16 protein-coding genes and 1 riboswitch are annotated in these 19,692 nt (G+C 53.4%); of the genes, 2 read left to right on the top strand and 14 right to left on the bottom strand.

The features are described 5' to 3' along the window. Nucleotides 1-526: 526 nt before the first annotated feature. From CCB157_RS05995 to CCB157_RS17250, 8 genes are all read right to left on the bottom strand, one after another. Nucleotides 527-1,129 carry a phospholipase D-like domain-containing protein gene (locus CCB157_RS05995; protein WP_238594615.1) on the bottom strand — a complete coding sequence of 201 codons (603 nt, stop codon included), beginning with the start codon at nucleotides 1,127-1,129 and terminating at the stop codon, nucleotides 527-529. 797 nt (nucleotides 1,130-1,926) lie between these two features. Beyond that, the gene (locus CCB157_RS05990; RefSeq protein ID WP_238594614.1) at nucleotides 1,927-3,204 is read right to left on the bottom strand and encodes an exo-beta-N-acetylmuramidase NamZ family protein; all 1,278 of its coding nucleotides are present in this window, start codon (nucleotides 3,202-3,204) and stop codon (nucleotides 1,927-1,929) included. Between the two features lie 254 nt (nucleotides 3,205-3,458). Then, on the bottom strand, nucleotides 3,459-5,240 hold the full coding sequence (locus tag CCB157_RS05985) for a glycoside hydrolase family 3 protein (protein WP_238594613.1): 1,782 nt from the start codon (nucleotides 5,238-5,240) through the stop codon (nucleotides 3,459-3,461). Between the two features lie 313 nt (nucleotides 5,241-5,553). Beyond that, entirely contained in the window at nucleotides 5,554-6,426 is an 873-nt protein-coding gene (locus CCB157_RS05980; RefSeq protein ID WP_077615005.1) for an endonuclease/exonuclease/phosphatase family protein, read from the bottom strand. A 413-nt stretch (nucleotides 6,427-6,839) separates the two neighbouring features. Then, a complete protein-coding gene (locus CCB157_RS05975) occupies nucleotides 6,840-7,382 on the bottom strand; it encodes a VUT family protein (RefSeq protein WP_077615004.1) in 543 nt (180 codons plus the stop codon). A 58-nt stretch (nucleotides 7,383-7,440) separates the two neighbouring features. After that, nucleotides 7,441-7,485, bottom strand: a riboswitch (PreQ1 riboswitch). Between the two features lie 454 nt (nucleotides 7,486-7,939). Beyond that, nucleotides 7,940-9,124: an MFS transporter gene (locus CCB157_RS05965; protein ID WP_077615002.1), complete on the bottom strand. Its 1,185-nt coding sequence runs from the start codon at nucleotides 9,122-9,124 to the stop codon at nucleotides 7,940-7,942. Between the two features lie 457 nt (nucleotides 9,125-9,581). After that, complete coding sequence (locus tag CCB157_RS05960) at nucleotides 9,582-10,313, bottom strand: DsbA family oxidoreductase (RefSeq protein WP_077615001.1); 732 nt, start codon at nucleotides 10,311-10,313, stop codon at nucleotides 9,582-9,584. Nucleotides 10,314-10,463: 150 nt separating this feature from the next. Beyond that, on the bottom strand, nucleotides 10,464-10,985 hold the full coding sequence (locus CCB157_RS17250; protein ID WP_143286947.1) for an immunoglobulin-like domain-containing protein: 522 nt from the start codon (nucleotides 10,983-10,985) through the stop codon (nucleotides 10,464-10,466). Nucleotides 10,986-11,365: 380 nt separating this feature from the next. Between CCB157_RS17250 and CCB157_RS05950 the strand changes: the two genes are divergently transcribed. After that, on the top strand, nucleotides 11,366-11,833 hold the full coding sequence (locus CCB157_RS05950; protein WP_077614999.1) for a hypothetical protein: 468 nt from the start codon (nucleotides 11,366-11,368) through the stop codon (nucleotides 11,831-11,833). Between the two features lie 344 nt (nucleotides 11,834-12,177). Here CCB157_RS05950 and CCB157_RS05940 read toward each other — a convergent pair whose 3' ends face one another. Beyond that, complete coding sequence (locus CCB157_RS05940) at nucleotides 12,178-13,113, bottom strand: protein-ADP-ribose hydrolase (protein ID WP_077614997.1); 936 nt, start codon at nucleotides 13,111-13,113, stop codon at nucleotides 12,178-12,180. 352 nt (nucleotides 13,114-13,465) lie between these two features. Between CCB157_RS05940 and msrA the strand changes: the two genes are divergently transcribed. Continuing rightward, nucleotides 13,466-13,999, top strand: coding sequence for a peptide-methionine (S)-S-oxide reductase MsrA (gene msrA / locus CCB157_RS05935; RefSeq protein ID WP_077614996.1), 534 nt, complete (start codon nucleotides 13,466-13,468; stop codon nucleotides 13,997-13,999). A gap of 343 nt (nucleotides 14,000-14,342) precedes the next feature. Here msrA and CCB157_RS05930 read toward each other — a convergent pair whose 3' ends face one another. The 5 genes from CCB157_RS05930 to CCB157_RS05910 form a co-directional block, all read right to left on the bottom strand. Further along, nucleotides 14,343-16,304 (bottom strand): acetate--CoA ligase, encoded by a 1,962-nt coding sequence (locus CCB157_RS05930; protein ID WP_077614995.1) that lies wholly within the window; start codon nucleotides 16,302-16,304, stop codon nucleotides 14,343-14,345. 128 nt (nucleotides 16,305-16,432) lie between these two features. Next, a complete protein-coding gene (locus CCB157_RS05925) occupies nucleotides 16,433-17,362 on the bottom strand; it encodes a S66 peptidase family protein (RefSeq protein ID WP_077614994.1) in 930 nt (309 codons plus the stop codon). A gap of 199 nt (nucleotides 17,363-17,561) precedes the next feature. Beyond that, the gene (kapD, locus tag CCB157_RS05920) at nucleotides 17,562-18,176 is read right to left on the bottom strand and encodes a 3'-5' exonuclease KapD (protein WP_077614993.1); all 615 of its coding nucleotides are present in this window, start codon (nucleotides 18,174-18,176) and stop codon (nucleotides 17,562-17,564) included. A gap of 209 nt (nucleotides 18,177-18,385) precedes the next feature. After that, on the bottom strand, nucleotides 18,386-19,048 hold the full coding sequence (locus CCB157_RS05915) for an HAD family hydrolase (protein WP_158077227.1): 663 nt from the start codon (nucleotides 19,046-19,048) through the stop codon (nucleotides 18,386-18,388). Nucleotides 19,049-19,306: 258 nt separating this feature from the next. Then, on the bottom strand, nucleotides 19,307-19,692 hold a 386-nt coding region (locus tag CCB157_RS05910), incomplete at its 5' end, for a UPF0236 family transposase-like protein (protein WP_193432264.1).

Below are 19,692 nucleotides of genomic sequence, written 5' to 3'. Positions count from 1 at the left end.
CTGCCTTTAAATATCGGAAATCGATTGGTTATGAACATAATATAATAATATAATCGCGCATAAGGAAGTCAAGCGCTTAAAAGACATGCCGATCGGCGAGACAAGCAATCTTTTTAGTTTTGTCGGCGGTTTTTCTGAACCACACGCCGCGTTTTATGAGGGAACCTGCATCTAAACCGTCTCCATTACTAGTATGAAGGCCGCGCGCTCGGTGCTTAGTTAAACGGTGCCGGATCACCGCCGGTCGTTTCGGGCTTGTCTCTATTATGTATATGTCGGCAGCTGCTGCGGGCATGACCGTCCTTTCCGATATTTTTATAGCAATTTTATCGTGTCCTCCTTATGCCACGGCGGGATAGTCTGAGATTTGCCGTCGCGTATCGGAAAAAAGAACATGCCGCCGAACCAGCGACGGCCGGCGGCACGACGGAACTTTTTGCATGACTTCACTCGCCTACTATGAGGGTCCGCCCCTCATTCCAATGTTGGTACTCAGGGGCCGGTGTTCGGCGGCGCGACCCTATTTTTATGCAAATTTTTTGGTCAACGTTTCCGGGTGATAGTCCGCGTATTGGCTATTGTCGGTCCACATTCGTTCGAACCGCTTCGACCAATTTTCGGCGACCGCCCGGCTGCGGATGACGATGAGCACTTCGTCGTTCTTTTTCTCCGCCTTATTGGTGAAATTGTAAGAGCCTGCGGTCACCACCTTTTGATCGGCAATCATGACTTTCAGATGCATCGCCCCGTCGTGGCGGTTGACTTTGATCGGAATGCCGGCAGCGGCCAATGTATTTAACGATTGTTTCGAAGCCGATTCCGCCTGCTCCCGGTCGGTGATCAGCCGCACTTTGACATTTCTTCCCGCCGCCTTGCTTAAATGCGCCACGATGTCTTCATTGGTCATCAGAAACATCGCGACATCCAACGCCGATGTCGTGCGGTCGATGACCGCGTTGACCGTCTTTTGCGGCGAGCCGCCCGTTTTGGTGAAAACGGAACGGATCGTATTGTCCGAAATCGGCACGCTGCCGGATTTTTCGGGTTTCGATCGTTTCCGCAGCGCCGCGATCCAGACGGCAATCGCCCCGGTCGCGAGCACCGCGCCGGTCCCCACCAATGGATCCAATGCCAATCCCCCTCATGCCTGTCATTCTGCCTGTTCTGCCTGTTTTAAGTTTATGTGGATTGGGCATTGTCCGAGACCCCAGCAAACGACGCGTAAAAGAGGCGCGATCTGAAAGACAAGCTTTGCGCGATACACCGGCAATGGACCGATTTGGAAATCCATTGCTCATCGCGATTCCCAGCCGATTTTAAATGACTGAAAATAAAGATTTATTGATTCCCCGCCGCTTTTCGTTGAATTCCTTGTCGTTTTCGTTGAATCGTTCAGCATTTTCATTGAATTCGAGGCGGTTGTCATGGATTTCTGTCCCATTTTCATCGGATAGACAGAAGCCGGAAAGCCACTTCTATATTCCTGACAGAAAAAACGCTTTCATCGTTCATTGATGATGGATAGTTACACCATCCAATGGGTTTTCTGAGCGCTCCTGCTTGTTTCCGCGATTCAATATCCCGCTTTTTTACGGATGGATGCCCATTTTTTAGCCCAACACGATCATTTGCCGCCCGTTTTTCCGCCCAAGAAAAAAATACCGAAGAAAAGGTGTCCCCTTCCCTTCGGTTTCCGCCAACGGCCGCGAACCGCGGCCAATCAGATCGGTGCGCTCGCCTCAAGACTCGCCCGTCACCAGTGAGCGGTTCGCCCCCGCGGTGACTTCTTCTATACATTGACCATTCCTTTTTTACTCCAGATTTGATGTACTGAACGGCCGCCTTCTTATCCGGCCGTCCAGCTTCGATCGAAAAACGTGTCCGGGTCCCGTAGTGATGGAACCTTCGGACGGATTTTCCGGCCGCTTAATGATAAAGCAGATATTTTGCCCGCGTTTTGTTGAACGCCTTCAGGTCGGCTTGCCATTTTTTCACGATGGCGGACAGCGCCACACCGTTTTCGATGTCGCGGCGCACCCAGCCGTTTCCGATCAATTGATCGAAATAAGACACGCCGTCCGCGTTTTCTTCCCGGAAAGCGAAATCGTCCGGATAAAGATCGTGGATCGTTTTGACGATGGCCAGACCGGTCAAAACCGGCTGGTAAACGGCGCGGTCGGTCACATGAATTTGGATGCCGCCGCACAATTGATTTTGAAACTTGGAGAACGTCGGCGTGAAATAGGCGCTTCGGAAGCGGACGCCCGGCAAATGCAGATCGTTTAACTTATCGGCGAGCCGCATCCCGTTAATGAAAGGCGCGCCGATGAGTTCAAACGGCCGCGTCGTGCCCCGGCCTTCCGAAACGTTCGTCCCTTCAATGAGCGCCGCGCCCGGATAAACGAGCGCCGTATCCAAGGTCGGCATGTTCGGCGACGGCAGCACCCATTGCAGCGACGTTTCATCATAGAGCATCGAGCGCTTCCACCCTTTCATCTTCACGACGGTCAAATCCGCGCCGATATGAAATTCCCGGTTGAACAGCTCGGCCAATTCGCCGACTGTCATGCCGTGCCGGAGCGGGATCGGATACATGCCGACGAAGGACGCGTAGGCCGGATCGAGCACCGGCCCTTCCACCTTGTCGCCCCCGATCGGATTCGGCCGGTCGAGAACGATGAATGGGATGCCGTTTTCCGCGGCCGCCTGCATCGCCAGCGCCATCGTGTAAATGTAAGTGTAAAAGCGCGTGCCGACGTCCTGGATGTCAAAGAGCAGCACATCGACGTTCTTCAACATATCCGGCGTCGGTTTTTGCGTTTTTCCGTACAAGCTGTAAACCGGCAGTCCCGTTTCTTCGTCGATGTAGTACGGAACGTAGTCGCCGGCTTGTTCGCTTCCCCGCACGCCGTGTTCGGGACCGTACAGAGCGACGAGATGGACATCGGGATGGTGAAACAAGACGTCCACGTCGCTGTTCAAATTCTGATCGACGCCGGTCGGATTTGTGATCAGCCCGACGTGTTTGCCTTTGATAAGATCCAAACGGTCTTTCAAGAGCACATCAATGCCGAGCTCAAAACGCGGAGGATGAAAGCCGTTTGGTTTTTTCGTTTTCTCGTCGTGCTTGGCGAATGCGACGGGCAAAGCCAATGCCGAAAAGGCCAGAACGAAAACGATGGCGAACATCCACGGCTTTTTCAACACGAACGCCTCCCTAAAAAATGGTTCAGGCGGATGCGGGGAATGTTTATCGTCGGCGTCGGCCACAGAATAGATGCCTTTTTGATGGGAACAGCCGCCGGCTGCACAATCGGCTTCAGCTTCACGCGATCATGGACAGCGCTAAATATGGATGCGGTTTTATGAAGAACCAGGCGCTTCCCGCACCCGCCCGATTTTCTCTATACATAGCCATTTTCATTAAAACGTTTGCTTCGGTTCGCCAAACCGATGCCTCAGTACGAGAGACCGTGGCCGAACGAATATTGGCCGGGAATGGTCACGGGCAGTTTGCCGGATGGGTTCACTTCACCGGCGAGCGCTCGGGCGAGGGCGCAGACGGACACATCAAGATTGCCGTAGGTCAAAATGTTGGCATCGACCGCGGGAAAAGCGGCGATGTCGTACGGATTTCTCATGGAGGCGACGGCGACCGGTTTGCCCGTAGCCAACAACGCCTGCACCAACCGTTGTTGAGCGCTATTCGTATTGGCGGTGTACGTCGTCACCAGAACGGCATCCGCGGACCGCGCGCGTTCCGCCACCTGGGCGATTTCCGCGGCGTTCGGGCTCGTCGCCGTCGGATAGGCCGACGTCGTCAACCCTTTGGCGTTCAACAGGTTCGAGAGCACATCCGGTTTTGCGGCCGACGGGCCCGTGACGAAAATGCGCTCGCCGCGCTGGAACGGCAAAAGATGATGATCGTTTTTGACGAGCGTGAGGCTTTTATTCGTGATGCCATCCGCCGTCGCCAAATTTTCCGGCAAACCGATTCGGTTGACGGCGTTCGGATCCGTATAGGGATGTTTGAATAATCCCCGCTTCCATTTGGCGTATAAAATGCGGTAAACGGACGCGTCCAATCGTTGTTTTGAAATCTCGCCGCTTTTGACGGCATTCAGCACGGCGTGATAAGTCAAATCGACATCCGGCGGATTCAACAAAATATCGGCGCCCGCTTTAAACGCTTCGACCGGAATGCGGTCCGGCGGGAGCACGTTCGCCCCCGACATGCCGAGGCTGTCCGTGATGATCAGCCCTTCAAAACCAAGCTTGTGACGCAACAAACCGGTCAAAATCGGTTTGGACAAGGTCGCCGGCAGCCCGGAATCGTCCAGCGCCGGAACGACGATGTGCGCGGTCATGATCGCGTCGATGCCCGCGCGGATGGCCGCTTTAAACGGCTTCAAGTCGATCGTGTTTAACGTCTTCAGATCGTGATGGATGATCGGCAGGCCGTAATGCGAGTCGACGTTCGTATCGCCGTGCCCCGGAAAATGTTTCGCGGTCGCGAGGACGTTTTCTTTCTGATAGGCCTTGACTTGGGCAACGCCCATTTTGGAGACGAGATCCGGATCTTCCGAGAACGAACGGACGCCGATGACCGGGTTTTCCGGATTCACGTTGACGTCCATATCCGGCGCAAGGTCCATGTTAATGCCCAAACTTTTCAGTTCTTTGCCCATGATGTTTGCGGTTTTGGCGGCCGCGTCAACGGAACGGGTCGCGCCGAGCGCCATGTTGCCCGGGAAGACCGTGCCCGGTTCCTGAACGCGGGCAACGATCCCCCCTTCTTGGTCGGTCGCGATGAACAAAGGAATCGGCACGCGCGCGTCCATGGCAATATGTTGGATGCCGTTCGACAGCGCATTGACTTGGACGGGATCGACCGGCGTTCCGATATTCGCGTTCCAGTTAAAATAAATGACACCGCCGATGTGATATTTTTGGATGACTTCTGCAAAGTTTTTTCCGCCCCGATGTTCCTGCAGATTGGTGGCTTCATAGTCGGGATCGGTCGGCGTCCGGCCGTAGACTTGCACCATAAAGAGTTGACCGACTTTTTCTTCCAACGTCATTTTTTTCATCTTGGCCATGATCCAACCGCGCACTCCCCGGTCGTTTTTCCAGCCGTGCCGGTCCGGTTCCTTCCATGACGCCTGGGAAGTGCTGAAGGAGACGCTCCATGCCAGAACGGCGGCGAGAACAGAAATCACGGCGATTTTTCCCCATTTCACGGCGGTTCCTCCTCTTTTTTAATCATTCAACACCATGCCCGCTGTTAGATTCGCGCGGATTCACGCCGGTCGGGCGGCAGTTCCCGTCCGGCTCAGCTGAACACGTTTCCGTTATCTTTACGGGAACGCAACCGATTATGGACGTCGTTCGAGGCACCAGAGGGATCTCGCAAACCCGATGACATCGACAACTGCGGGCTCAAAAGATTTTAGCGAACACTCGGAAGTTGAGCGGCATCCGCGCGTAACCTGTTGATGTCCGGACGCTGACTTCCTTCAACGTCTGACCGCCCGCTCCGTCCAAGTCGTCGAGTTAATGGGAAAACGGATTTCCGCGCGTCAAAACGACGTCGGCGACAACGGGCAAGTGGTCGGACGCGAGCGTATCCAACCGAAAGGCCGAGCGGACCGCCAGCATCGGCGCCGTCAAAATTTGATCGATGCGTTTTTCGGGCTGGAGCACCGGATATGTTTTGCCCGGATCTTCGCCATGGATGAGCCAGGCATCCTTCAGCTTTTGATAGAGCGGCGCCAATTCGGGAGCATCCGGTTCGGCGTTCATGTCTCCGACCAAAATTTTTCGCGGATTGGGATTCTGTGCCATGATGGTCAATATGTCTTGGACTTGCCGCGCGCGGACCGTCGGATCGGCCCGGTAGTCGAGATGGGTGGCGTAAAACGACAGCTTGATGCCTTTTATATTGATGAGCAATTCAGGAAAACCGGGAGCCGGCTCGGGGACGGGATCGGGCGTTTGGATGGACAAGCGGGTGATCAGGTGGTTTTCGGCGCGAACGATCGGGTAACGGCTCAACACGGCGAGGCCGTATTGACGGGGCTGTTGTCCGGCCCGATCGGGGGCCAATGTGTAAATGGGGGCAAAAAACGCGTGCATGTGAAGCCGTTCGGCCAGCCGCTTGACTTCATCTTCATATGCGCTGCGTTCCCCCCAATGGACATCCACTTCCTCAAGCCCGACGACGTCCGCGTCCGCTTGCGTGATGGCGTCGGCGATGCGGGCGATATCGTATTGCCCGTCCGAACCGATGCCGGCGTGAATGTTAAAGGTCATTACTCGCACCGTTGCCATCTTCCCGCCGTGCCAGGCTTGTCCATCCGTTGGCTGAATGAAAAAACCGATGAACGAGAGCATCGCGGCGACAAAGAGCGATCCGGTACGCTTCATGCTGTTCCCTCCTTTCGTTGAATTGTAAGGGCTTACATTTTGTCGGACAAAAGGATGCCCCGCTGTGTCTTTAGCCTAGTCGAGCGCGTTGCCGTTGTCTATGCCTCTTTGGATCTATCCTTCCGCCGTTTTACTTAAAATCCGGACGTTCTGCCTAATCCCGCTCACCTATTTTAAAAATCTTCATTAAAAAATAGGCCGATGTATGCGGGCCTAACGTGCAATAAATGAGCGAAGGCTTGTTGTTCATGCTCCGCCATATGATCCAAAACGGGAACGCTTGTTTATGCACGGTGCAGGGACGGAAACGAAAAACCCCCGTCCGTTGCGGCGGGGGCAATCTCCGGATTTCTATGATTCGTTTGAGAGGATAAGCGACGCCGTGTCAAGGCTGCGAGTGCTTGGCGGAACCGTCAATCGGCGGTGACGCGTTCTCTCGATGCGGGATGGAGCCAAGCCATCAACACAGCGCCCAACCCTTGAACGGCCGTTTTGAAAACGAGTTGGCCGAGGATGGCAAACGGCACCATCGTCCAAGATAAGAAGTTCGCGCCAATGGGGCTCAAACCGATGACGACGAAGACGACGGAATCCAAAAGGCCGCCAACCAAGCCGCTGTAAAAAACCCGCCAGGCCATAGACACGCGCAAGCGCGAGTAAATTTCGGTATCGGACGATTCAGAGAGCAGGAACGAGAACGCCGACGCGAGCACGACGTACAGCGTATCGCCCAAAAGGAACGAGATCACGGCCGACAACACCAAAGCCGTCGCGATGAAATAATACGTTTTGACTCGCCCGTATTTATTTTGAACGAGATCGCGAAAGACGAACGTCGCGCCGATCAGCAGCGTTCCCATCGGGACGATGAACAAGCCGACATGGATCGGCGGAAACGCGGCGGTGACGACGTTCGCCGTCACGATCGACAATAGATAGATCAAAACACGCCACATTAATGATTCCTCCTGTTCGGCCAAAGAAAAAACAACACCCCTAAGAAAGAAGTGCTGCTCCTTCTTAGTTTTTTATAGAGGGTTAGCTAAGAACCTCTCCCGTTGAAAAACGGAGTTTATGAATTTGTGCCGTTTCATTATAACATCTCCATCCCGCGCTGCCAAGCCGCTTATGACAACCATGGATGGAAACGTTAAAAATCGGCCTCACACCTCCGCGGTTCGCATGGGAAACCACAGCGTCCGCATGTCGACCGGACTATCCATGGTTATGCGGCGCCGAGCAGGCAGGATTGTATCATTTTGAACTCGCTTAAAAAACGGAGTTTATTTTTCTATAACCTTAATTAAAGCAAATGCAGTTGCAATGATTCCGGTTGAACCTTTCCATGACGGCCGCCATCCTGGAACGGGCGAAATCTTTTCCGCGTCGTCCAAAAAACCGGAGTGGATGGCGTAATTCAACAATTGTTCGACGCTGAAGAAACCGACCCGATCGGCCGGCCGCAGCGCCCCCCTATCCAAAGACCGCGCGAAACGGGTTGACCCCCAATGTTTTATCGCCCCGCCGCCACCATTTTCCTCGGAAGATACACCAAAAAGGTCGAAGCCAACAGCATGATCCCCGTGAAGAGAAAGACCGTGGAAACGGGGAACAGTCCGCCGATCAACCCTCCGACCAGCGGCCCCAACATGCCGCCCAACTGGTTGGCCGTCTGACTCAGGCCGAAGGCGCGCCCGCGGAAATCTTCGGGCGTCGATTTGACGACGAGGCCGTTGATCGCGGGAAAAACGGCGCAGAAAAAGGCTCCGAAAATAAAACGGACAATGGAAAAGTTCCAAATGTTTCCGCACAACGCTTGGGCGAGCGTCCCGATGCCGCCTCCGATCAACCCGATCAATAACACTTTATGAAAGCCGGTGCGATCGGCCAGCTTTCCCCAGCGCGCGCCGAAAAGCACGCTGGCGATGCCCGGGAGTGAAAACACGGCGCCGGCGATCAGCGACGTATTGCCGGCCGATTCGCTCAGTTTAGCGATATGAAGCGGCAGGACGGGCTCGATCGTCATGAGCGAGCACTGCGTCACAAGGGTTAATACGAGCACCGCCATGAACGGCCGATTAGCGGCGGTCGTTCGGACGTCGCGCAAGATCGAACTCCGCTCTTTGCTCGGAACGAATTTTTCTTCTTTGACCCATAAAATGACAAGCAGGGTCGAAATCAAAACGAATACGCCGGCGCTTGCGAACGCGACGCGGTTGCCGGCGAGAGCCGCGATCCCCCCGCCGAGCAGCGGGCCCATGATGCCGCCGGCGGACGTCGCCGTCGAGATCATGGCGAGCGCATAGCCGACCCGCTTGCTCGGCGTGTTCGTACCGATCAATGCGATCGTCCCCGGAATAAATCCGGTGAGCAACCCTTGCATGATCCGGAGAATCAGCAATTGATAGGGCTGTGTGACGAATGCTGTGAGCGTATAGATGAGAAACAGGAAAAAGCCGGCCCGGATGATCATCAGCTTCCGGCCGTACCGGTCCCCGAGCGCCCCCCAATACGGCGAAGCGATCGCGCCGGCGAGGAAAGCCGCGCTGAACAAAGCGCCGCTCCAAAATTCGGTGTGGCGGGTGACGCCGATTTGCAGCAAAAATAACGGCAAAAACGGGATGACCATCGAAAAGCTCGCGGACACGAGAAAACTGCCGATCCAAAGCACGAGCAAGTTACGTTTCCAGACTTCCAACTGTGCTGTCACTTCTTTCTAAGTTGTCCGACGATGTGATTCGCCTCGCAATCTAGCAAAACTGAACTTATAAAATCATACCACAATTTTTATGAATCGCCACGGGGCTTTCGTCTTTTTATCGCCTTATGAAATGAATATCGGCGTTCGTCCGCGCAGTTTTCACCGTTTTGAGGGTTTCATTGTGTTTCGGCGAGATATCCATAAGCCCAGCCGGTAGAAAATGGAGCGCGATCAATAAAAAAGGAACGCCGATGGACGTTCCATTATTAAACAAGGATTCGTTCCAAAAGCCGGTATTTCGTTGGTTTGAACATTTTTCAGTGTTTCGCGCCGACTCAAAGCCTCGAGCTCTTTCCCAAACCCGAACCGCAATTGTTACTTGGTACGGATTGGCAACCCGCCATCGATTTGTTTCCCATGCGGCTTCGGTATATAAAGTCGGGATCCGCGAACGTTATTTGGCCGGTTGAGCGGGTTGCGTCGGCACCCGACAGGCGCCGTCTTCACAGACCGCATCGTCCGCATCCCCATCATTCAAAAGGGTAAGAGGCTGTTCTTCTTGCCAAGCTTTTTCAAGCGCCTGGGCGAAAACTTCAAGGGGTTGCGCGCCCGATACGGCATATTTTCGATTCAAGACGAAAAACGGAACGCCGCGAACGCCAAGCGCTGCCGCTTCTTGTTCGTCTTGCCGCACGTCATCGGCGAAGTCGCCGCTTTTCAACATGGCCAAAACGTCCGCTTTATCCAATCCGACCTCTTCAGCCAGTTCGGCCAGCGTTTCGTGATCGCCGATGTCCTTGGAGTCGGTGAAATACGCTTTCATGAGGCGCTCGGTCATTTCCGCCATTTTGCCTTGGCGCGCGGCGTAATGCATGAGGCGGTGGGCATCAAACGTGTTCGTCGGAATCATCGTATCAAAATGGTAGGTCAGCCCGACCGCTTGAGCTTGCGCGCCGACCCGCGCGTTCATCGCCTTCGCCTCTTCATAGCTTATGCCGTATTTGGCGGCCAGAAGCGCATGGATATCCGAATGCGCGCCCTTTTTGGCCGTCGGATCCAGTTCGAAGCTGCGGTAGATCACTTCAACCTCGCCGCGGTGCGGAAAATTTTCGAGCGCCGTTTCCAGGCGGCGCTTTCCGATATAGCAAAACGGACAGACAAAATCCGACCAAACCTCGATTTTCATGAATGTCCCTCCTTGGATTTCCTTAATCAACAGCATAACACTTCTCAGAGCGTACCGCATGCCAGACGAACTGAAGGGCTTTGGGGTGAATCAGTAAGCATAAACGCCTCGCGACCCGTTCCCCCGCTCTTTGTATCCGTCGGATCGGCTTTAATCCGAAACGTCAATCATCCCTTCTTTGTTAATGGCAAATGGCTTTGCCAAAACAATATGGGGAGAGAGCGTTTTGACAACCCGGTATTTTCCAGGCGCCAATTTTTCGTCCAAAAGTTGAAAATCAACCTTCTGATCATAGGTTTTGCCAGGCAGCAATAACACAGCCAGTTCTATGAAAGCGACGTTTGGTTTAAACGGAAGCGAATACCATTGGCGATTCACCCATTTTTCAACCGTATATTTGACGCCGCATCCGACGCCTTTTTTCCCCGAATTTGTGATCACTAAGGAGAGGTCTGTCGATGCCTCCTGTCTTAATGTCAGTTTCACGTTGTAGTCTGCATCTTGATAATGATCGAGGAGTGTGGATTTATAAGGTGATGGCTTCGACCGAAGAGGGACGGACGTTTTCGGAGCACCATTGGAAGGAGCAGCCCCGTGGCTGACCGATTGGCATCCCCATAATGTCATCAAAACGATAGGGATGACGAATAGCAACGCGTATCCTTTTTTCACCCTGCGCCCCTCCTTTCGTCGGGATAACTGTAGAAAAAACATGGTTGAATCAAGTATTCCCAAAGAAGCCTGCCGGTCTCCAGCGATCCGGTTTTTTAGCACATTTGCCACATGATTTACGGGGTGTTGCAAGCCCGTTTTTCGGCACTAAAACAAGCGCTAATTGGGCAGCGGCATCCAACCTCTGTGTTATCTGGTTTCTAAGGCCGGCAAGCGACCGCGAAACCATTAAAAATTGGATTATCCGTCTTCGGCAACCGCATCGGCTTATTTCGATTATAAGGCAATCCGCTACAATTGGAAGAATCGTCGGACTTGATCAACGATCATTTACAGTCGAAAACGATAAAACTATAATGGAACAAAGGGGGTGAAAAAGCGTGGAGAATCAACAAATTTTGGATGTGTTGCTCCGTCTTGAAAAAGAAGTGGGCGGATTACGGGAAGACATGAACCGGCGTTTCGGCGTTGTCGACAAACGTTTCGACGAGATTGATGAGCGTTTTGCCACCATCGACGAGCGTTTCGATGTGATTGATGAGCGTTTTACAACCATCGACAAGCGTTTCGACGAGATCGACGAACGCTTTGCCATCATCGATAACCGTTTCAATGAGGTTAACGAACGCCTCGAAAATGTGGAAAATCGCCTGGATGACGTTGACAAAAAACTCGTTCATGTCACGGAAATGGTTGCGAAAAATACCGAGGACATTCAGATGTTAAAAACAAACCAAGAACAGCTTTTGGAAAAGTTCCAAACACTGGATGCCATCATCGGGCAAGATCATTGGAATTTTAGAAAAGACATTCAGCGGATCAAACGCACCATCGGTATCGACAATTAATCCCTAAAAGTTGCGCCAAATCCCGTCGCATTCCTCCTCGATCATCCGCGATTGGACAAGCCGATCGCCAAAAATCCTCTCCCTCAAGAAAAAAATAAATCTCGGCATCGACTCATGCCACGTCAGCATAACGCGCTGGAAAACCGACCATGATGCGGTCTGAACAGAAGCGATCCTCGATCCTCCTCTTAACTGGCCGTACGAAAAAACAGGCATTCTGTGCTGCCTGCTTTTCCCGCTCGATTATTTCATGAAGAAATACATTCGACAAAAACGAAGCCGCATCAATGAAAACGAGACTGCACTCCCATGAAAACGGACGCTCGTTCAACCTTCTTGATCCTCTATTGCCAATCAGCGCGCATGGCATCGATGTACACGTTCGCGTCCTCTTCCGTATAAGCTACGAAAATGACGCGATCCAAGCGTGCCGGCGCTTTCGCCAGCCATTCGTCGACGGTTTTTACCGCAATGCGCGCGGCCTCTCGTTTAGGAAAACCGAAAGCGCCGGTGGAAATGGCGCAAAAGGCGACGGTGCGGATATCACGCACCCGGGAGGCCAAATCGAGACACGACCGGTAACTGGCGGCGAGCCGTTCGCGATGCTGATCGGCGACGATCCTTCCGCCCGGCACGATCGGTCCCACCGTATGAAGGACGTAGGCGGCCGGCAAATTGTAGGCGCGCGTCATCTTGGCGCCACCCGTCGGCTCGTCCCTGCCCTGTTTTTTCATGATCATATAGCAGTCCTGGCGGAGCTGCGGACCGGCGGCCGAATGGATGGCGTTGTCAACGCAGGCGTGCAGCGGTTGAAAACAGCCGAGGAGCGATTTGTTGGCGGCATTCACGATCGCATCTGCGGCCAATCGCGTGATATCCCCGGTCCAAAGCGCCATTTTATCGGCGTGATGGACAACGGCTGCGGGCACCTGTTCAGAGCAAGGCGGGACATCCTCCGGTCTGACGATGCCTTGCTCAGCCATTTCGGCCTGAAGAAGCCGATCAAGTTTCTTGAGAAAGGCGTCCGGCAGCGGTTCGGGCTCACGAATGTTGAGCAGCGCCCGCAATAAAAGCCGTTTATCGATCGGCACCTGCAGGTTTTCCGGTATTTTCATTCCTTCGCTATTCAGCAAATAATCCAATAAATCATCAATAATGGCGGCCCGCTCAGAATCCGTCAAAGCCTCGTCGAACGATTTCGGATACGGTGCGTCAAGATGAACGAGCGCGCGGTAATCTTCAAGATCGAGAAGCGGGCCGTTTGGTCTCCTTGTTCTCATTTTTCCCTCCCCTTTGCGCTGTTTCGTTTTGGAACCCTGGGTGAGAGCTGCCTGTCGAGTTGTCCGGCTTGAAAGGTTTTTCCCTTTAAATCTCCCTTCTCCCGCCAGCGCTGTCTGTTCTTTAAAAAATCATGATATCCGTCACTAGCGATCAACTTCTCTTGTTTCATTGATGTTATAAACATAAAACATTTTTATTTACAATTAAAGGCATTCCGTTTGAAATGGAATGAACCTGCCGAACGCCGTTCTCCTGAAAGTGCGGGTTGCGGTGTATCATCCATGAAAGCCAAACGCGGTTGTGCTATTCTTATAGATAAATTCAGTTCTAATCAGGAAAGGAACCGTGGAGATGGAGAAAAAGACGGAATTCGCAACGTTTGCAGGCGGATGCTTTTGGTGCATGGTTAAGCCGTTCGATGAAATGCCCGGCATCATCAAGGTTGTCTCCGGGTATACGGGCGGACACAAAGAAAATCCGACGTATGAAGAAGTGAAATCGGGGCAAACCGGCCATTATGAAGCCGTGCAAATCACCTTTGAACCCGATGTCTTTCCCTATGAACGCCTGCTCGAAATCTATTGGCAGCAAATCGATCCGACCGATGACGGCGGACAATTTTTTGACCGCGGACCGCAATACCGCACGGCCATCTTTTATCACAACGAAGAACAAAAAGCGCTCGCCGAACAGTCGAAGCGCAAGCTGGAGGAAAGCGGGATTTTCAAAAAGCCGATCGTGACGAAAATCTTGCCCGCCCAAACGTTTTACCCCGCCGAGGAATACCATCAGGATTTCTACAAAAAAAATCCGGAGAAATATGCGCAAGAGCGCCGCGAGTCCGGACGCGACGATTTTATCAAGCAACATTGGCACGCCGAATGAGCGAACGGGCAATTCTTCGCAAAGCGCGTTGACGAAAAAGTAAACGAGGGTCCGTCCGTTCCCCTGCACAAACGGACAATCGTCATATCAAAAGCCCCGCGTCATGGCGGGGTTTTGTCGTTCCATCGCTCATCACAGACATTAAACAGCAGTTGAAACAGAGCAAATGGCATAATGGTGCGGCGCCCATGGGGTTCGAAACGGAAATCTCCGAACACTGAATGAAATTTCCCGTGTCTAGGCTATTCCAAAGATGAAAACGCGGCGGTGTGATCGGCCGATGATGCGGATGGGTTGCAGTGTCCTGCCGCTTTTTGAAAAGCGGCCGCCCGTCGGCGGCCAATTATTTAACTTTGGACGCGACAACTTCACGGATGTGGGCGACGGTTGCGGGGTCTTCCAGCCCGGTGACATCGCTGGCGATGTCGCCGCTGATGACGATTTCTTTTAAGAGACGGCGCATGATTTTTCCGCTGATCGTCTTCGGCAGCGCCTCGACGAAATACACTTCGCTCGGACGCGCGATTTTGCCGATCGCCGAAACGATGCGAGAAACGATGGCGTTTTTCAGAACGTCCGTTTTTTCATGCCCTTGCGAGACTTTCGCGAAGACGACCGGCACCTCCCCTTTGATTTCATCGGGCACGCCGATGACCGCCGCTTCCGCCACCCCTTCGCATTCCAGGACCGCGCTTTCCATTTCCATCGTGCTCAAGCGGTGGCCGGCGACGTTGAAAGCGTCGTCCGAGCGGCCGACGACCCAAAAGTAACCATCGTTGTCTTTCAATGCGATATCGCTCGCGAAGTAACAGCCTTCGATCGGGCGGAAATACGTTTCATAATAGCGGTCGGGCTCTTTCCAAAGACTGCGGCACAACATCGGAAACGGCTTTTTGATGACGAGATGGCCGAGCGTCCCGGCCGGCAGCGGCTGCCCGTCGTCATCAACGACATCAATATCGATCCCAAGAAACGGAAGGCCGGCGGAACCGGGTTTCATCGCGGTCAGCCAGGCCGCGCCGGCGAGCGGGCAGCCGGCCGTTTCCGTCTGACCCCACGTGTTATTGACGCAAATCCGGCCTTTGCCGAGTTTTTCGTATGTCCAATGCCACGTTTCCGGATCAAACGGTTCGCCGACAAGCGCGATGACTTCGAGACACGACAGATCATACGGTTCCATCGCCGCTTCGCCGAGGCTGCGCAACATGCGCAGCGCGGTCGGGGCCGTAAAAAGTTTGTTGACCCGGTACTTCTCGATGATTTGATAAAAGCGGTCGCGCAGCGGATAATCCGGGGCGCCTTCATAGATGACGGTCGTCACGCCGTTGGAAAACGCGCCTGCCACCCCCCAAATGTGCATCGTCAACCAACCGATGTCCGCCGTGCACCAAAAAACGTCGTCCGGACGGTGATCCATATGATATTTGGCGTAGACATAGTTTTGCACGACGAACGCCATGCCGGCGTGAACGACGCCTTTCGGTTTGCCGGTCGTCCCGCTTGTATAGAAGACGATGCCGGGTTCATTGGCTTCGAGACGAGCGGGCTCCGAATGAATGGACGCGTGTTTCATGACGTCGTGCCACCAATAATCGCGGCCGGCAACCATGTCGGGAGCGGTTCCGAGGCGGTCGACGACGATGACCGACCGGATGCTCGGCAGATCATGGAGGACCCGGTCGGCTTTTTCCTTCAATTTAATCGCTTGTCCGCGGCGCAAACCCGCATCCGCCGTGACGATGACTTTCGGCTCAAAGTTGATTAAACGATCGCGCAGCGCCTTTTCGGAAAACCCGGAAAAAATGGTGTTGTAAACCGCGCCGATGCGAAAACAGGCGAGGATGGCGATAAAGGCTTCGGCGAGGTTGGGCATGTAAATGGCGACGGGATCGCCCTTGCGGACGCCAAACGATGTTAAGACGTTCGCAAAACGGTTCACCTCGGCGAGCAGCATGCGGTAAGTATAAAATTTCGTTTCACCTCGCTCACCTTCCCATATCAAAGCGGTTTTGTTGGCGCCGCCGTTTTTGACATGGCGATCCAGCATGTTGTAGCACGGATTGCTGATGCCGCCTTTAAAAAACGAAAAATGCGGCAGTTCGCCGGTCCTGACTTCGTCCCACCGCTTGTACCAAAATAATTCGCGCGCCGTCTCGTCCCAAAAACGATCCGGATCTTCCTGGGATCGCTTCAGCAAGGCATAAAACGCTGCGCCGCTTCCGAGCGCGGTCGACCGTTCCTTTTCCGGATCGGGGAACACGAGCCGGCTGTTTTGGACGACTTGTTGAATGCCGTGCGCATCCATGCTCATACGCCTCCTTTTATCAAAATTTTTCTTCTATTTAATCGGATTATATGATACCGCTTTCATTTTTAGCAACAGGAAAACATGTTCTTCTTGAAGGCGCGAACATCTGAGATCGGTTGGGTTGCTTACGCGGTCGGGGAGACCGTCGGCTCCATGACGGTCAACCGATGGTTCCGCGCATCCATCCGTACGGTCGCTCCGATCGGAATCGCGGCTTTATAATAGCCGTGGCCGCTCGCCAAATTCGCCATGAGCGGTTTACCGAACGGAACGAGGAAGGTTCGGATTAAGTCGTCGTAAGTGGATCCGTAGGCCGCGGCACAGTTCGTGCATTGGCCCATGATGATCCCGATGCAGTCATCGAATTTTCCCGCCATCTTTAAGTGATTCAAATATCGATAGACGGTATTGATCGGCTCTTCCGTCTCTTCCAAAAAGAGGATTTTTCCAGCCGTATCAATTTCATAAGGGGTGCCGAGCGTGCCGACGAGGGACGTCAAATTGCCGCCAACGATCGGGCCGATGACGTCGCCCGCCACGATCCCGCGCATCGGCATGTCAACCGGATTGGCGATCGGCCGCGGCGCGGTCAGAGACATCGTCGCTTCGAAAAATTGGCTGTAATTGTAATCCGGAGTGTCCGGGCGAAAATCAATCAATAACAAACTGTGAAAGGTGACGAGGTCCGCGTATTGATAGAGCGCGTTGAGGAGCACGGTGAGGTCGCTATAGCCGGTGATGATCTTCGGGTGGCTTCGGATCGCGGCAAAATCAAGGTAACGTAGCAGACCGGCGACGCCTACCCCGCCTCTTGACGGCAAAATCATTTTCACTTGGTCGTTTTCGAACATCGCCATCAGATCGCTGGCCCGGTCTTCGTCGCTTCCGGCGAGAAAGCCGGTTTGGTCGTATGCGTGCCTGCCGACCAAAACGCGAAAGCCCATTTGATTGAGCGTGCCGATCCGGGCTTGGATGGTGTTCGGATCCAAAGGGCTGCCGAGCGTGACGATGCCGACGGTGTCGCCGGTATTCAGAATCGGAGGTTTCATCGCCATTGAGTTTTCCTCCCCAAGCTTCGTGCGGGCGGTGCTTCCTTAATAGTTTATTCATGACGCCGGCCACCTTGACCGAAAGGCCAAGGCGATCGCTTCAGAAAGAAACAAAACCGGCCGCCTACCGCGCAAAGCCGGTTTTCCCGCAAAAAAAAAACGACCTAACACTCGGTTAGGCCGCGCCATGACAGGCGAGGACGCGTTACTGATCAAGAAGCGAAAAGAGCTTCGTTAAGTCCAAGCGATCGCCGATCGTCATGTTCGGGGCGTTATTGAGGAAACGCCGGTCTTTCTGATAATGTTTAAACACTTCATAGGTCGCCAACGCGTCGTCCAACGCCCGGTGCCTTTGGTCGAACCCGATGCCGACGTATTCCATGACGGCTTTTTTGAGGCTCGTCGTATTATGGCCGCCGAAAAATCGCTTGTATTCCGCCGCCAAATCCAAGGCTTCAAAATCACGGAGGGACAAGTGCGGTGTGCGCCCGCAGCTTTCCTGCAAGACGTGGAGATCGGAATTGCCCCATGTCACGATCGTCGTCGGACGGGTTTTCAGATAAGCGTTGATTTTTTCCACGAGCGTTTCAAAAGAGATCCCGCCGTCGACTTGTTCTTGGGTGATGTCCAAAAATTCGCGGCATCTTTTTGTCAAAGTCGGATTCAAAACGGGCTTGACGTAAGAGGAAAACGTGTCGCGGACGGCATCGCCGACGACCGAAACGATACCCGCTTCGATGATTTCCGGAACGAATGCGGCGCGGTCTTCATCGCTGTCGGGCATCGTAAATTCAAAATCGATAAACAAATATTGCCGCATGCGTTCTACCCTCCCGTCGTTCACTGGAATTCGTATCATGAAAACGCGGCAGTTCAGCCTTTTATCCTCTTCGGCTCAAACCATTCGGTTCGCGCTTCCCGCTCTCTCAATCCTTCTTGCTTGAGCGCCGTGATTGTGGCGCCTTTGCTGACTACCGGATCGGAAGCGATAACGGTTTTCCCGGATTGGTGCTCCGTTCGGACAACGGCTCAAGACTGGCTTGTCCCTCTGGCGGATGAAGGTTCACTGCCTTCTTGACAGAGTGCCAAAATCTCACCGGGACGTTGCAATTTGCGCTTCGCGCCGATCGCATCGGGATGTTTGGCGCCCCATCCGGCCAAGGCAAAATCGACGGCCGCGCCCTCCGCACACTGTTGATCGTAAAGGGTGTCCCCAACGTAGAGCGCCTCCGTCGCGGCGATTCCGGCTTGACGCAAAAACGCCAACAACGGTTCGGGATCGGGCTTGTGTTTTTCCGTGTCGGAAGCGGTGATAATCCCGTCGAACAACCCTGTAAGATGAAAGTGATCGAGAATGTCCAATAAATCCTTTCGAGCGAGGGAAGTGACGATCCCGAGCTTCATTCCGGACTTTTTCAATTGTTCGAGCGTCTCCGGAATGCCGGGAAACATTTCGATTTGGTCCGCCCAATCGTACATATGGGATACCCATTTTTTCATCGCCCTGTTGACATCGGGAACTTCCAGCACCCGAAGCGCCTCGTGGCCGGGAATGCCGAACGCAAAAGCCAGCTCATCGAGGGAAAGCTCGCGCCCGGTTTCCTCCTTGACCGTTTTCTGCAAAGAATGAAGAATCGCTTTTTCCGTGTTGATCAACGTTCCGTCGACATCGAAAATGATATAGGTATACAATGGCATCCCTCACTCGGTTCGAAATCGGCCGTTTCTGTCCGCATTTACTCATTATATTATACCGCTGCTTTCCCGCTTGATTGTCGGCAAAAAGGAAGTTTTTCATCTCTTTGAAATTTAACATATCGCGGATGGAAAAACCAACAGAGACACTTGAAAAGATGCAGTCAAGCTTTTGTGGGCACTTTTCTTGTACAATGCAATTTGAAAGCGTTCTCCTATTTTCTTGGACTTCTTGCGTAAGCTCTCTTCAAATGTTTAAAAACCGATCAGCCCTTTCAAAGCGCGGTGAATCATCGTGCCTGAAGATTGTTTCATATAGGGGATGTTGTCACGTACATCATTTACGATTTGCTTGGTCAGCCTTTTACGGGTTTTGGTCTCTAGAGCCTTACGACCCGAACCGTTTGTTTCACGGTTCGGCACCCATTGCCCAAACCACGTTTTGACCTCCAACCGATCCTTGTCGGCAATTATCCATTGGGTCATCGCCTCTACACCGGCTGCACTCCAACTGCGCCCCTGTTTGAGGCGAGCCGCAAATTGGCTCATCAAGCCTTCCGAAGCCCCCATCGTGCACAGCCTGTGCGTGTCTATCCCTTGCGCTTCGAGCCACGCTTTATAATCCCGTAACGCTTCTTTAT

The organism is Caenibacillus caldisaponilyticus (assembly GCF_002003465.1).
In the GTDB taxonomy this organism is placed as follows: Bacteria; Bacillota; Bacilli; order Bacillales; family Sporolactobacillaceae; genus Caenibacillus; species Caenibacillus caldisaponilyticus.
Note: the sequence above shows the minus strand (reverse complement) of the source record. Positions and strands in the feature narration are given on the sequence as shown.

Excerpts from the sequence above, each read along its gene's own strand:
- CCB157_RS05980 (WP_077615005.1), bottom strand. The coding sequence starts at position 6,426 with ATGAAGCGTACCGGATCGCTCTTTGTCGCCGCGATGCTCTCGTTCATC.
- CCB157_RS05975 (WP_077615004.1), bottom strand. The coding sequence starts at position 7,382 with ATGTGGCGTGTTTTGATCTATCTATTGTCGATCGTGACGGCGAACGTC.
- CCB157_RS05960 (WP_077615001.1), bottom strand. The coding sequence starts at position 10,313 with ATGAAAATCGAGGTTTGGTCGGATTTTGTCTGTCCGTTTTGCTATATC.
- CCB157_RS05940 (WP_077614997.1), bottom strand. The coding sequence starts at position 13,113 with ATGAGAACAAGGAGACCAAACGGCCCGCTTCTCGATCTTGAAGATTAC.
- msrA (WP_077614996.1), top strand. The coding sequence starts at position 13,466 with ATGGAGAAAAAGACGGAATTCGCAACGTTTGCAGGCGGATGCTTTTGG.
- CCB157_RS05930 (WP_077614995.1), bottom strand. The coding sequence starts at position 16,304 with ATGGATGCGCACGGCATTCAACAAGTCGTCCAAAACAGCCGGCTCGTG.
- CCB157_RS05925 (WP_077614994.1), bottom strand. The coding sequence starts at position 17,362 with ATGGCGATGAAACCTCCGATTCTGAATACCGGCGACACCGTCGGCATC.
- kapD (WP_077614993.1), bottom strand. The coding sequence starts at position 18,176 with ATGCGGCAATATTTGTTTATCGATTTTGAATTTACGATGCCCGACAGC.